This is a genomic window from Pseudoalteromonas sp. NGC95, from assembly GCF_015864705.1.
GTDB classification, from domain to species: domain Bacteria; phylum Pseudomonadota; class Gammaproteobacteria; order Enterobacterales; family Alteromonadaceae; genus Pseudoalteromonas; species Pseudoalteromonas arctica.
In genome coordinates, this window is sequence record NZ_JADYWR010000019.1 from 52,531 (window position 1) to 67,266 (window position 14,736).

The 14,736-nt window shown below is 36.0% G+C and carries 14 protein-coding genes; 10 read left to right on the forward strand and 4 right to left on the reverse strand.

Going from position 1 to position 14,736, the window contains the following annotated elements; genetic code table 11:
* Window positions 1–45: 45 nt before the first annotated feature.
* The 3 genes from I6E70_RS15935 to I6E70_RS15945 all read right to left on the reverse strand — a co-directional run bounded on the left by I6E70_RS15935 (window position 46) and on the right by I6E70_RS15945 (window position 3,719).
* Window positions 46–2,472, reverse strand: coding sequence for a PAS domain-containing hybrid sensor histidine kinase/response regulator (locus I6E70_RS15935; protein ID WP_231620132.1), 2,427 nt, complete (start codon window positions 2,470–2,472; stop codon window positions 46–48).
* Between the two features lie 212 nt (window positions 2,473–2,684).
* Entirely contained in the window at window positions 2,685–2,990 is a 306-nt protein-coding gene (locus I6E70_RS15940; RefSeq protein WP_197189156.1) for a hypothetical protein, read from the reverse strand.
* A 483-nt stretch (window positions 2,991–3,473) separates the two neighbouring features.
* Window positions 3,474–3,719, reverse strand: a complete 246-nt coding sequence (locus I6E70_RS15945) for a hypothetical protein (protein ID WP_197189157.1) — start codon at window positions 3,717–3,719, stop codon at window positions 3,474–3,476.
* A gap of 259 nt (window positions 3,720–3,978) precedes the next feature.
* Here I6E70_RS15945 and I6E70_RS15950 point away from each other — a divergent pair, with 259 nt between their 5' ends.
* The 7 genes from I6E70_RS15950 to I6E70_RS15975 all read left to right on the forward strand — a co-directional run bounded on the left by I6E70_RS15950 (window position 3,979) and on the right by I6E70_RS15975 (window position 8,518).
* Window positions 3,979–5,190 carry an AAA family ATPase gene (locus I6E70_RS15950; RefSeq protein WP_197189158.1) on the forward strand — a complete coding sequence of 404 codons (1,212 nt, stop codon included), beginning with the start codon at window positions 3,979–3,981 and terminating at the stop codon, window positions 5,188–5,190.
* Window positions 5,180–6,124: a hypothetical protein gene (locus tag I6E70_RS15955; protein ID WP_197189159.1), complete on the forward strand. Its 945-nt coding sequence runs from the start codon at window positions 5,180–5,182 to the stop codon at window positions 6,122–6,124. Before I6E70_RS15950 ends, I6E70_RS15955 begins: the two co-directional genes overlap by 11 nt.
* A 704-nt stretch (window positions 6,125–6,828) precedes the next feature.
* Entirely contained in the window at window positions 6,829–6,993 is a 165-nt protein-coding gene (locus tag I6E70_RS20950) for a DUF7007 domain-containing protein (RefSeq protein ID WP_442960297.1), read from the forward strand.
* A gap of 204 nt (window positions 6,994–7,197) precedes the next feature.
* Window positions 7,198–7,500: a hypothetical protein gene (locus I6E70_RS15960; protein WP_197189160.1), complete on the forward strand. Its 303-nt coding sequence runs from the start codon at window positions 7,198–7,200 to the stop codon at window positions 7,498–7,500.
* Between the two features lie 67 nt (window positions 7,501–7,567).
* Window positions 7,568–7,885, forward strand: coding sequence for a helix-turn-helix domain-containing protein (locus I6E70_RS15965; protein WP_197189161.1), 318 nt, complete (start codon window positions 7,568–7,570; stop codon window positions 7,883–7,885).
* A 53-nt stretch (window positions 7,886–7,938) separates the two neighbouring features.
* The gene (locus I6E70_RS15970) at window positions 7,939–8,211 is read left to right on the forward strand and encodes a hypothetical protein (protein ID WP_197189162.1); all 273 of its coding nucleotides are present in this window, start codon (window positions 7,939–7,941) and stop codon (window positions 8,209–8,211) included.
* Window positions 8,212–8,317: 106 nt separating this feature from the next.
* Window positions 8,318–8,518, forward strand: a complete 201-nt coding sequence (locus I6E70_RS15975; RefSeq protein WP_197189163.1) for a hypothetical protein — start codon at window positions 8,318–8,320, stop codon at window positions 8,516–8,518.
* Window positions 8,519–9,565: 1,047 nt separating this feature from the next.
* Here the strand turns inward: I6E70_RS15975 and I6E70_RS15980 are convergent.
* Window positions 9,566–9,811: a hypothetical protein gene (locus tag I6E70_RS15980; protein ID WP_197189164.1), complete on the reverse strand. Its 246-nt coding sequence runs from the start codon at window positions 9,809–9,811 to the stop codon at window positions 9,566–9,568.
* 351 nt (window positions 9,812–10,162) lie between these two features.
* On the opposite strand from I6E70_RS15980, the gene I6E70_RS20955 reads away from it, so the two are divergent.
* The 3 genes from I6E70_RS20955 to I6E70_RS15995 all read left to right on the forward strand — a co-directional run bounded on the left by I6E70_RS20955 (window position 10,163) and on the right by I6E70_RS15995 (window position 14,711).
* Window positions 10,163–10,321: a hypothetical protein gene (locus I6E70_RS20955; protein WP_442960298.1), complete on the forward strand. Its 159-nt coding sequence runs from the start codon at window positions 10,163–10,165 to the stop codon at window positions 10,319–10,321.
* A gap of 522 nt (window positions 10,322–10,843) precedes the next feature.
* Complete coding sequence (locus I6E70_RS15990; RefSeq protein WP_197189166.1) at window positions 10,844–13,405, forward strand: sensor domain-containing protein; 2,562 nt, start codon at window positions 10,844–10,846, stop codon at window positions 13,403–13,405.
* Window positions 13,395–14,711, forward strand: coding sequence for a methyl-accepting chemotaxis protein (locus I6E70_RS15995; protein ID WP_197189167.1), 1,317 nt, complete (start codon window positions 13,395–13,397; stop codon window positions 14,709–14,711). Before I6E70_RS15990 ends, I6E70_RS15995 begins: the two co-directional genes overlap by 11 nt.
* Window positions 14,712–14,736: the final 25 nt, after the last annotated feature.

The window sequence follows — 14,736 nt, forward strand, 5'->3', positions numbered from 1 at the left end:
CATACATGACCTAAGGGCATTTAAATACTGCAAAATATCAGACTCTTAACTATTGAAATAATGCTTCAGAGTTCCATACAATTTATTTATGTCTATCGGCTTTGCAATATGTGCGGTAAACCCCTTACGATAGTAGTTTTCTACATCTGTTTCCATAACATTTGCTGTAAGTGCCATTACAGTAAGGCCTGGATCTAAAGATTGTATTTGTTGTTGGGCCTCAATACCATCCATTATAGGCATGTGTATATCCATTAATACTAAGTCGAATTTGTTGCATTGGACCGCTTCGACAGCCAGTAGACCATTTTCAACAATTGTAACGTTTGCATTAGTTCGTTTAAGCATTGCCTCTATTAGCACTTTATTAATGTTATTATCTTCTGCAACTAATATTTTTTTACCTTCTAAGTTAGGGGCGGATAATGCTTTTTTTGCCTTATTAACAGGTGCAAAATCAACTTGATCTAAAGGCAGAATAAGGCTTATCGTTGTGCCTCGTCCTAATGCACTTTGAATATCCATTTTACCCCCCATCACTTCAATTAAGCTGATTGTGATGGACATACCTAGCCCAGTTCCACCGTACTTTCTCGTTGTGGAGGTATCAGCTTGAGTAAAGCGCTCAAAAATATGCTCAACAGCCTCTTTACTCATACCGATACCGGAATCGATAATTTCAATCTTAATAGCTTTTTTATCTTGATAGAGTTGGCTGCTAACGTTTATTTGAACACTTCCTTTTTCTGTGAACTTGACTGCATTTGTCGCTAAATTTAATATAATCTGCTTAACCCTAACTAAGTCACCTATCCAGTATTCGTTGTAGCTTTTCCTCTTATTAACGAGAAACTGAATTCGCTTTCCACTAACTAAAGAGTCTAGATCATACTTTACTGACTCCAATACTTCGGTTAATGAAAACTGGACACTTTCAATTTGTAATTTATTCGACTCTATTTTCGAATAATCTAAAATATCGTTTATTATGATTAAGAGACTATGGGCTGAGAAGGATGCATTTTTAAGCACTGTACTCAATTCGGTAGATAAGTTAGTGTTTTTTAGTAATTGTAGAGCACCTAGAATCGCATTCATTGGCGTGCGTATTTCGTGACTCATATTGGCCAAAAAGTCGCTTTTTGCCTTTACAGCATTTTCAGCGGCTAATTTTGATTCTGACAAAACGCGTAATGCATCAACTCGGTCTGTAACATCGTAGTTTACGCCTACCACCTTAATTGCTTCGCCGTGTGAATCTCTTAATATTTCGGCGCTTGCTTTCATCGTTCTTATGTTGCCATCCGGATGAACAACACGAAATTCAGGATCATAAGAACTATTGCCACTAATAGCTGCTTCTAACAGGCTTTTAGTGTTTTCAATGTCGTCAGGATGCACAATATTTATCCATGCATCATATGCCCCAGAAAACTTAGATTCTGTAATGCCATGTAATTTGTACATCCAGTTATCCCACATTAGCACTCCTGTTTTTAAATCCCACTCCCAAACACCAATTCCTGCAGAATCATTAGCTAATTGCATACGTAGTGCAAATAGATCGGCTTTGTCCTTAGCTAATTGTAGTTGCTGCTCACTATTTTTTAGATATGAAACATCTTGTACAACAGACCAAATAAATACTTGGCCTTTACTGTCTGTAATTTTTATACCCGACAGTAGTACAGGATATACTTCACCATTTTTGTGGATGTACTCTTTTTGATACGGGCCGTAATGGCCGTACTCAGAGAGTGAGTCCAGTTGCTCTTGCTCCTGCTCTGCATATTTTTTCGGGGTGAGTTGCCAATAATCCATTTGGTTAAGTTCTTCGGCATTATATCCAGTAATTTTCTCGAATTCCTGATTGGCAAACTCAAACCTACCATCAGTTATTGCGTTTATTATGATACCAATAGGTGCTAAATCTACAAATTTTTCAAATTTTTCTTTTTCACCTAAATAAGCTGTTTCGAAACGTTTCCTTTCTGAATGCTCGGTGATCAGCTTTTCTTGAGCTTTTACTAAGTCTGATATATCTCGACCAACAGCCAAGATTAACTGACTGTCACCAATAGATAAGGAGGTTAACGACACCAAGCAAGGGAAAGTAGTTCCATCTAAACGAGAATGCAGCCACTGAAAGATTTGAGAACCGTTTTCAACAGTGTTTGCTATATACTCTTTAGCCATTTCTTTAGAGAGCCTGCCGCAGGATTGGTACTTAGGTGATAAATCAGAAGGGCTAAGGTTGAGGAAATTAGTATTGCTTTGTACGCCGTGCATTTCAATAGCGGATTGATTACACTCTATAAACTTGCTAGAGGTTAAATCAATAATTAAAAGTGCATCTGCTGAAACATCAAAGATTTTTTTATATTTATCTCTTTCTTTAGATAGTTCAACAATAGTTTGTTTTAGCTTTCTGTTTTCTGATTCTAAATTTTTTATATTACCAGGCACATTCATTCCCAATACTTTTGTATAAGCACATGCAAAACAGTATAGATGTGCTCTTTAAATATTGAAATGTATATCACTAAAATATAAAGACATTCCACATCTAAGGTGCATTATTGACATGTCCAAAATTCAATCAACTAACAATGAAAATGGAAATGGATTTCGAAGGCTTGTTATAGAGTGGTATTTTTAAGTAAGTATCTTTGCTCTGGAGATTATTACTGATGAGGTAATCTTGATTTTACATATATAATAGCAGCTTTAATTCGCAACTCTCTCCATGAATTGACGTTTGTATTTTCACTAATCAAAAGCTCCCATTCACCACTAGAATACAAGTCTGAATTAGTCGAGTATTTATCTTTCAAGCGACTTGAAAGCAATAGGCATTCAAAATCAGTGAAGCAAGAGTATGTTTTAATAAAATCAGGAGTCATTAAAAGCTCTATTGGTAAATTGTGATAACCAGCCCCTTCATTTATTTCTTTAGTTAAATCATCCAGTATTTTAAAATTATCAGCCAAGGTTAAGCCCTCCAAAAATATTATACAAACCAAAGCCACACGCCATTAAATATGCTTTTCCAGAGCCGAACAATGGATCTTATTAGGCAAATACCTGCGCTAATTGCAATACGGTACGAGGAGATAATCATTTATTTGTATTAAATGGAGGGGTAATAAAGGGATTCCCACTCAATAAGGCTGTATTAAGTGGCTTTCATGACAATCGAGCGGTTACAATGTTTACTATGCAGCACATGTAGAGATACCTGATGCAACGCACTCCTACATCGACTTTAAATCGATAGGTTGTTCAATATAGGTATCTATTACTTTTCCGAGCAAATTAACCGACACAAATTCTACCTTTTTACGCCAGATACAAGCAGGTATATAACTGATACGTGAACCCCCTTTAAAGCTAATAGAGAGCGTTTAAATTCAGAAAAGTTATTTATCTCTTTTGGGTCTTTGTCACTGACACCACCTTTTTTATATACACCATTAAATTTCACTCCTTGCTGTCTTTGTTTCACATATACCTCGGTATGCAAACGTACTACCTGCCGCCAACGAAAGGACACCCATCAACATCATTACGACATAGTCATAGTCATTAAAATAAAAGAGCCAAAGCAGAAATGAACCAGCTGTTATCATCACAAGAGAAAAAATCATTTCTATTGTGTGTAAGATTACCGCAAAACTAAACAGCATACTGATAAGTTGTATTGGTTTTAAATTAAACATACTTTCCTCCATAAATAGTACATCCAATATATTGTACGATTTTATACGCGCTACTTGCCAAATGAAAACTGTATTTGGCAGAGCTCAATACTTTTTTACGGTGTTTAACTTCCTTGTACAAATCTCAACTCAAACATACGAAAAACGTATTTAATACATATCTTGCGCGTGAGAACAATTGCATTTAACATGTAGGAAATCAACATAAAGCATAAAAAGCAACACAACCTATAAAATGCAACGTTCGAGGCAGGATAAAATGTCAGTAGATTTAATTAAAATGGCAAAAAGATCAAAGGCAAAACTTAAGCAGTTCTCAGAGTCAGTCTCAGAGGAGAGACTTTTGGCAGGCGAAGAAACTTTTTCGTTAACCTACTCAAAATCAAGTCTACATAAGATATTTCCAGATCTTACTAGAGCTGTTGTTGAAAACACGGTTGCCAATATGGAAGCGTCTGGGTATGAGTTTAACCGTGTAAAACAGGGGGCCAATAGTGTATATGCCATTACTATTGAAGATATAACTAAAATTTATGAAAATAGAGGGCATCCAAAGCTTAAAGATTTTCAACCCGAAGCTATCACTGTATTTATGTCATCATTGAAAGGTGGTGTTAGCAAAACGGTTACTGGGGTTACATTAGCACAGTCATTACGTACTGCACCAAACCTAACTCCATACGATATAAAAACTCTAGTAATAGATCTTGATCCTCAATCTTCATCTACTATGTTTATGAGCCACAGCTTAACTCTTAATAGTATTGACACAACTAGCGCACAGGCAATGCTTCAAGATATATCAAAAGAAGAGTTGATGTCAGACTACATATACAGCTCTGCAATTTCAGGCGTTGATATAATGCCTGCATCAATTGAAGATGCATTTTTAGCAGCTAATTGGGAATCAATTTGTGATGAAGCAGGAATAAGAAAAGAAGATATTTACCAAGTATTAAAGAAAAATATTATAAACAAAATTAAAGGTGAATATTCATACATCATTATAGATGCCGGCCCGCATATCGATGCATTCATGCTAAACTCTATGGTTGCTGCGGATATTTTATTGACACCTATCCCGCCAGCTCAAGTTGACCTACATTCAACATTAAAATTCATTAATCGACTCCCTGTTTTAGAAAATAAAATAAAAGAATCTGGTGCTACTTTAAATATAGAAGCTCATATTGGGTTTATGACTAAATACCAAGAAAAGAAAAAACATAATATTGAAGCTCGGAGGCACGCCAAGTCTATATTTAATATAATGCTTAACAAGTCTATGCCTAAATTGGATGCTTTTGAACGTACTGGTGAATCATTTGATACAGTAATAACAAAGATGCCAAAACATTACGAAGGCAGTGCAGAAAGCTTGAAGCGCGCAAAAGAAGCTGCTCATGACTTCGCAGAATCATTTTTTGAAACAGTAAACGAATTACGCGAGACATTTATACATGAAAGCTAAAAAAACATTTGGCCGACCATCGGCAGATATAGAAATAAATCTTGATGAAGATGGGGTTACTTGGGAAAGCCCGATAACTGGAAAATTATACACTTTTAAGATGGTGGAAATTAATAGTTCTACAATTGGTGAGAGCACAAAACCTTCACCGTATAACCATAGGAGTCAGGAATTTTTAACGCGTGCTGATGTGTCTGATATACTTCCTTCAATAAAAGAAAACAGGTGTAATACACAACCAATAAGAGCTGTTGGTACAAAAAAATCAATGGTAATACTGGAAGGAACAAGACGCACCTATTGTGTTAGTTTACTTAATTCAGGCGTCCTAAAAGTTTTACTTACTCCGGAAATGGATTTAGTAGATCAAGAACATATTGCGACTATTGCTGACGAATATAGAAAGCCGACTGTTATTGACCTGTCTTTACAAATTAATGAACTTGGCCTCCTGGATGAAAGTGTGCGTAAAATTGCTGAAAAGCTGAAAATAGCAAAAACATCAGCGCAATATGCTAAAGATTTTGCTATTTTACCCACTCGGTTATTTAAGTTGTTTCCTGGTTTAAGCTTTATTAAAACGAGATTTCTTATATCGCTTAAACATAATGAAACATTACTTAATGAAGCGCTAGAAATTTGTAATGATTTTACCGCATATTTATCACCAGAAAATTTAGAAAAACACAACAATCACGAATTGCTTGATGATAAGGCCTATGCCGACGCTAGCAGAAAAGTGGAAAAAGAAATATTACAGTATACAGAAGCAGCGACTAAAACGAAGAGGGTTCTACCAGACGCCTATAACGCATTAAATAGTATAGAAGGTATAAAAGCTTCCACTGATGGAAAAGGTACTTTGAAATTAAATATCAGTAAAGAAAAAGCTGAAAATCTTATTGAACAGCTTAGAGCGGTACTAGAAGCTTGAAACTTTACTCGGTGTACAGTGTTGTACACCCTACCCAAACTAACAGTTTCACTTGGTGTACAGCGTTGTACACCCTACCCAAACTAACAGTTTCACTTGGTGTACAGCGTTGTACGCCCTACCCAAGTTAACAGTTTCACTTGGTGTACAACGTTGTACACCCCACTTCCTTCACAACCACTAAATAGACTAAAACTTACAATATTTGGCTTTTGATAACCTTTCCCCTGCTATTAATCGACTCATAAAATAAACTAAAAAAATCATGAAAAACTTAAAAATAACCCCTACTCACTCTATTGAAGCTTATACATGGGCTACTGCTCTTTTTTACGAGTGGAAAGCATCTTGAATGTCGTTTGACGTAACCTGCTTCGCATCAACGCCATCAACACTTAAATAAGTGCATGAAGCCCTTGCGGTTACATTAGGTTATACATCGTGGGATGAGCTTATAGAATATGTATCAAACCCACATGAGCCAGTTTACATTACTGCAAAAAACAACGGCGAAGAGGTGCTTGGCGAAAGGCTGTCGCGCTACATTAAATATGATTACTCTCATGGCGCAGTGCTGAGGCTGCTGGAAGATACTGGAGTGGGGCATTCATCGTCAGACCGTAGAACGTTACTTGAACTCGCATCCCCTTCGGGGATTATAGTGGAGCAAAGACAAGTCGCAGAGGGAATATTGGAAATTAAGACTGCCAGGCAATGGTGGTTTAAAACTAACGGAAGCGCTTGTTGATGTATTACCTTCACATCTAACGCTTGGTTGCGAATTTTACGAAGAAGATGAGGCGTTCGCACTTGTCTATCTTGCATATTCACAATTGTTTCCGCCTATTCAAGATATAGCCCATCCCTAACAAACTATCAATTTTTATATTTAAGGTCTTGGTTAGGGCTGTTTCATCGCAATTAAAACAATCTGACTTCAAAGTGCGTAGAAAAAACAAAGTAAAAACAGGCTTTAAAATTTATTTTTGTTTAAAACGTTCGTTTTTTTTATTAAATGATAAAATAGATACATGCTTTGAAAAACGTCAAAGCAAATAGAAAAGGAAGTTATTATGTTATTTCAAATTACGATTATGTTTGTAGCAGGTGGTCTTCTTCATTTCTTAATTAATGAAAAAAAATACACTAGTAAGAACAGCTTTTATCGCAGTTTGTTAAGTAGGGCAATTGTAGGCTTGCTCGTAAGTATGCTGCTTCACACTGATTTTGAAGTATTCAATTTAAGCATTAACGATGAGATGAGACCCAAAGAACAACTTACACTTTTTTCAATGTGTATGATTGCGGGGTACAGCGTTGATTTTGTCATAAAGAAGCTTGTTTTAATTTTTACTACACAAGCATCAACTAGTTAATTTCTGAAAAAAGCGCGTTTTAAAAATGTAGGCATGATGCTATCAACTTTAAAAAATGGATAGCAAGATGACTACATTTAATATTTCCCTCACTCCTGACGCGATAATCGATAGCGCAATTGCAAATAAGCAAATTGGGGCCGCTATTCGCGGCGAACGCAAACGTATGGGGTTGACGCGAGTAAAGCTAACAAGTGACATAGGAATGTCTGCGATTGCGCTTGAGAAGTATGAGAGCGGCGAATATGCAATATTAACACAGTCCTTGATGCAAGTTAGTTGTGCATTTGGGTATACGGTGTATCAATCACTATACACGCTTAACGTATCACTATACCCGCCACATTCAATGTGGCGCTTTCAATTTACCCGTTCTGTTGATTAACAAGTAACGGGGGGCGCTTTATCAATAGCGCCATAATAAAAGTGCATGATAATGTGATGTTCACTCGCGCTATTTTTGCAAACGCCTTAGGGCTGGTGGGTCGCTCATTGTTTGATGAAATACTTATAGACTATAACGTTTCTTGGTCAAAGATTGACTTAAGTAGCTTACCGATAGACAACAAAGATGATCCGTATTGGATAAAAGCAGGCGTGACATTTAAAGATGGTAACAAAATTAAAATCACTAAAGCAACGGATACACGTATTGGGTCGCTTATCTGTCGCCAAACGAGGATCTACCCTTGTTTAGAATTATCAGCATAGGAGGAATGAATATAGGTCTACTATTGATTTTGAAGCCAGTCGCTTTCCCGTAGCGCAACTAAGTTTGAACAAAATATTAGATGCGTTTGCTTCTTCTACCCATGAAGTGCTAACAATTGATCCACTGATTCGATGCTGTGTTGAGCATCGCGAGTTACCTGCGATACTTGATGAGCATGCAGAGACAATAACGATTACGAATGAGGATAGAAAAAAGTGGTTAGATACTTTTTACGAAGAAGACTTTAAATATGTAGATATAGATGTCAAAACGCACTACATTATTAAACGTCGAAAAGAAGATTAACTATCTACAAGGACTCAAGTTACATAATTCTGGGTATTGCTCTTCTGTTACCCGTTTTGTGTAATCAGTAAGACCCTTTGGTAAATCGGGGGGGATTTACCTCGATAGGCTATTTCAGTTTTGACTTGTTCAATGAGTGTACTCATTACTTACCTCCAAGTGATGGGATAACCCCAGGTAAGTGTGGCTCGAATGGTCAGAATAGGATCTCCGCGTAGCGGCTTAGTTCAACATTTTATAGTGCTAAAATCGTGCATTTTCCTGCCGACTTAACGCTCATTTTCATGAATATATACGCAAAGAGCAGTTGACCAAACAATTAACGACGATATTTAGCCAATCTCAATGACCGGTTATCGCTCATCCCCGAATTTTTTGTAGCGAGCTGTGCCTTACAGAAAGTTACAATGTGAGTTAGCAACTAAGTAAACGTTGCTACGATAATACTTATCGAATTATCTTAAAGCTTAAAAAAGTCGAATAAATTGTGATTAATTATATCCATGATAATTTAAAGTACGGCTAATGAATGCCTAATTTAAAGTGTACATAATAGTTATACCAAGTGGTCTATTTATTGAAAGAGCACCAGCTTATTGTGAATAAGGAGTAAAGCAGAGCTTTGTATTTAATGTCATTACCTAATTAAACGAGTAACTTTGCCTTTTTAGCTATGTATGTTTCTTTTGGCTGTTCAGAATGAAGGGTCAAAATACTGAAAGTAAGGTCAATTCCCTTTTTGGCGTTCAGGAGTAAGGTTAAAATGATATTATTTACACTACATCAAAGTTGGATACAAACGCATATTATATAGCGAGGTTAGATAACTACTTTCGATATAATGCGCATATAACTGTATTTTGGTAAGCAGGCGTTCCCTTCTCTAAAAATGAGCTCCCCTAACCAAAGCCACACGCCAGCCATTAAATATGCTTTTTAAGGGCTGAACAATGGATCTTATTAGGTAAATACCTGCGCTAATTGCAATACGATACGAGGAGATAATCATTTATTTGTATTAAATGGAGGGGGAGTTCTCATACACCATTAAACTTCACTCCTTGCTGTCTTTGTGCCACATACACCCCGATATGCAAACGTACCACCTGCAGCCAACGAAAGACCCCCCATTAACATCATTGCGACATACTCATAGTCATTAAAATAAAAGAGCCAAAGCAGAAATGAACCAGCTGTTATCATCGCAAGAGAAAAAATCATTTCTATTGTGTGTAAGATTACCGCAAAACTAAACAGCATCTTGATAAGTTGTATTGGTTTTAAGTTAAACATACATTCCTCCATAAATAGTACACCCAATATATTGTACGATTATATACGCGCTACTTGTCAAATAAAAACTGTATTTGGCAGAGTTCAATACTTTTCTACGGTGTTTAAATTCCTTGTACAAATTATAACTCAAACATACGTAAAATGTATTTAATACATATCTTGCGCATGAGAGCAATTGCATTCAACATGTAGAAAATTAGCATAAAGCAAAAAAAGCAACCTAACTTATAAAATGCACCACTCGAAGCGGGATGAAATGTCAGTAGATTTAATTAAAATGACAAAAGATCAAAGGTAAAACTTAAGTAATTCTTAGAGGTAAGACTTTTGGCAGGCAAAGAAACTTATTTGTTAACCTACTCAAAATCGAGTCTACATGAGATATTTCCAGATCTTAGTAGAGCTGTTGTTGAAAACACAGTTGCTAATATGGAAGTGTCTGGGTATGAATTTAACCGTGAAAACAGGGGGCCAATAGTTTATATGCCATTACTATTGAAGATATAACTAAAATTCATGTAAATAGAGGGCATCCAAAGCTTAAAGATTTTCAACCCGAAGCTATCACTGTATTTATAAATGATTTGATTGGTAAATTTTTGGATATTTACTCAGCCGAGCTTCTCGACCTCTATGTAGAGACGTGAGTCAATTCAGTACATATTTCGCATAGGAAATAGTGTGAGACACTCTGAGTCATATATATTAACTTGCAAATCGTTTCATATACCCCACTCAATAAAACTCCTTACGCCATATTAAACTCAAAGCGGGCGCTTCATAAATAAGAACCATCGTACAGCTTAAAACCACAGCTCTGAATAGAAGCTTATTATAGGTAGAAATAATTACTTTGCTCTCATAATTACTAATAAAAAAGTTGAAAAAATACACAGTAAATTATATTATTATATCCTAGATTCAAATTGTATAGGTTTTGGTTAATAACGCTTTTTTGGGTATGTTGTAATTACTTATGGCTTATCTAACCGAAGGGATTATTCTGGAAAAACATGGAAGCGCTACCATATGATAAAGTTATTACCGGATTTTTTTATAGATACGCTCGATCAAGCGATTGATAGCGTTGTTGTTATTGACTCAGATAATACAATTATCTTATACAATAAAGCCGCTGAAAAACTTTGGGGTTATTCTAAAAAAGAAGCTATTGGCGAAAACGTAAAACTTCTTGTACCTAACGAAATAAAATCAGAGCACGACTCGTTTGTTAATCGTAATCGTGATTCAGGGGAAAATAAAATTGTTGGTACTAGCCGTGAGGTTCTTATTATATGCAAAAATGGTGGCCAAAAATGGGGGTCAATGTCTATATCGAAAGTACACACCCATGAGAGAACACTGTATACCGCATTTATTAAAGATGTCACAGAAGAAGTGTTGGCTAGAAAGCATTTAGAACTACTTTCTTTAGTGACTGATAGAACAGATAACGCTATTATTATTATAGATAATAATTGGCAAACAATTTATATAAATAAAGGATTTACAACTCTTTTTGGTTATAACGAGAGTGATATGTTAGGTCGTTCTCCCATCTCAATTATTGCTCCCCATTTAACATCTTCAACTATTAATTTTATCAGAAATAGTCACCTCAAAGGTGGGCCTATTAAACGTGATGAAATATTAATAACAAATAACGGTGAGAAGCTGTGGTGCTCTATAATGAGTAATCCAATTTTGGATGAGCAGGAAATGTTTACTCATTCTGTGATTATTCTATCCGAAATAACAAATACTAAATTACATGAAATACTTCATCAACGGGCATTAGGTGCTATAGCAAATGATGAACCATTAGAATTTATTATGCAGTGTATATGTGATGAAATTCATAAGTTATCAGAAGAGATAACCCCCAGTATATTTAAACTTAATGATGAAAATAATTTACAGTTATTAAGCGCAACAGCTAGTTTGCCCTTAGAGCATAAATTATTGTATAAAGTTCATCATCTTGGCTTTGATAGTATCATAGGACAAGATGCTACTGTACATGTTAAAAACATCAAACAAGACGCATTTTGGATAAACCATAAAGATGAAATATCTTCTCTTGGCTATACAGGGTGTCTATCAAGTCTAATAAAAGGCAGTGATAAAAATACTATTGGTATAATTGTACTCTATTATAAATATAATGATGTTCCCACCGAGCTACATCGGACCTTACTAAGCATACTAAGTCCCTTATGTAAGTTAGCTATTGAGCGAGAAAAACAACGTGAAAATATTAGAAAGCTTGCTTATTACGACTCTTTAACAAGTCTGCCTAATCGAAACTTGTTATATGCGAATGCGGAGCAAGCTCTACATGATGCAGACGTCAATAACACTAAGTTAGCCTTTCTATTTTTAGATGCCGATCGATTCAAACAACTAAATGATTCGTTTGGGCATGCTGCCGGTGATGAGCTCTTAATTCATCTTGCGAATCAGTTAACTTCTACTGCTCATCGTTTTCATGTTGTAGGACGGTTATCTGGTGATGAATTTGTGGCCGTTGTTCCATTTTCAAATAATGGAGACTTAAATAATGTTGTCGAAGATTTAAGACTAAGAATAGCTGAACCTGTTTTATTAAATAGTAATGAAATCATTTCGACGGTTAGTATTGGAATTAGCATTTTTCCAGGAGATGGTAAGGATGTTTACACCTTAATACAACGAGCCGATATGGCAATGTATCAAGCTAAATCTCTAGGTAGAGGTCGATTTGCATACTTTAGTCATGAGTTAAATGAATTAGCACAAGAGTTGCAAACGCTCGAAATTGAGCTGGAAAAAGCGATAGATAACAATGGTTTGGAGCTGTTTTACCAGCCACAAGTATCGATGGTTGATAGGAGTATTTGTGGGGTTGAAGTATTATCAAGGTGGGAGCATCCCCAATTAGGTACGATATCGCCGAGTAAATTTATTCCTATTGCAGAGGACTGTGGTCTGATTGGAAAGTTAAGCAAGTGGGCAATCCATAATGCATGTAAGCAGATGTCCATATGGAAAGAAAACGAATTAGATATCCCTACAATTTCAATTAATTTATCCCCGATAAATTTTCATAACATAAATCTATGCGATCTTATTGTTAGTGAAATAAAGCGTTTTAATCTCAAGCCATCAGATATAATTTTAGAACTTACAGAGAGTGTTTTGCTTGATACAAACCCAAGCACTATGAAGGTCCTTATGGATATTCATAATACTGGAATTAGCTTTTCAATGGATGATTTTGGAACGGGTTATTCGAGCTTAAGTTATTTACAAAAAATACCATTAGTAGAGCTAAAACTTGATCGTAGTTTTGTTCAGCATTTAGAGACCGATGCTACAAGTAAAGTGCTTAGTAACGCGGTGCTGCAACTTGGAAAAAGTCTTAACATTAATGTTGTTGCAGAAGGAATAGAGAAAGAAGAGCAGTACGAAATACTTAAAAATCAAGGCTATTCAATTGCCCAAGGCTACCTTTTCTCTAAAGCTTTAAATGCGACAGATGTTGAAAAGTGGTTCAAAAAACTTACCTTTGATAATCAATGTGAAGAGGATGACACATTAAATGCTATTTAAAAGAAATTCGGTTCAGTCAAGAATAGACGAACTTGAAAAAGAACTCGCGGAGTTTCATAGTATTCAAGCTGATTTAAAGGAAGAAATGCTTTATTTTTGCATCGATTCGAGCGGTAATATTAAGGAATCGAACTCACATTTTCTCCACTCACTTGGATATTCTGACTCTGAAGTATTTAATAGAAATATAAAAGATTTTCTTGTACATAGCTCACTATCGAAACCACACTGTAAAAGCATGCTCAAATCGATTGCACAAGGAAGCCATTGGCATGGAGCTATGCAAGTAAGATCAAAACAGGGAGTTGAGTCCTGGTATCGAAGCATTATCCAACCTATTAGTAATTGTGAGAAGAACGATATTAGATTAGCGGTATATTCAGCCGAATTAACCAAAACAATATCTCAGTCAAGACAGCAGCAAGATATGTTAGCTGCATTACAACGCTCTGCTGCAATCATAGAGTTCAATCTTGATGGGATTATAGTGTATGCAAATGACAACTTTCTAAATGGTATGAGCTACTCCAAAGAACAAATAATAGGTAAACACCACGGAATTTTTTGTAGCCCTAAAGAAGTAGCTTCTCAGGAGTATAAAGATTTTTGGGCAAGGCTTAATAAGGGAGAATTTGTATCGAATCGATTTAAACGATTTGATAGCTATGGAAATGAGGTATGGCTTGAAGCATCTTATAATCCTATACATGATGAGGATGGAGCGCTCTATAAAGTCGTTAAATTTGCCACGGTCATTACAACCCAGATGCAAAGAGAATTTAAAATAGCTAGCACAGCAGGAATTGCATACGAAATTTCGACAAAGACAGGCGCGGATACAGATAAGGGAATTCAAGTCTTAGAGTCAACGATTAAGACGATGGAAAAGTTATCATCTCAAATGCGTGCAGCAAGTGAAGGTATATATGACTTAGATCTACAGTCTAAAAAAGTAACTGATTTAGTGAACAACATAAGTGGAATTGCAGATCAAACAAATTTATTAGCACTAAATGCGGCAATTGAGGCAGCAAGAGCTGGAGACCAAGGACGCGGTTTTGCTGTTGTTGCCGATGAAGTTCGTCAACTGGCCCTTAGAACCAGTACTACGACACATGAAATTGTTAAAGTTGTTAGTGAAAATAAGGCATTAACAGTAAACGCTGTGTCACTTATACAACAAAGCTTATCGCAAGTACAAAGTGCATTAGAGCTATCAAATGAAGCGGGAATAGTGATGAATGAGATCCGCTCTGGTGCACAACAAGTTGTAGATGCTGTTGGTGAATTCAGCCATAGCCTATAGCTATTGTTTGGAGCAACGTTATTAC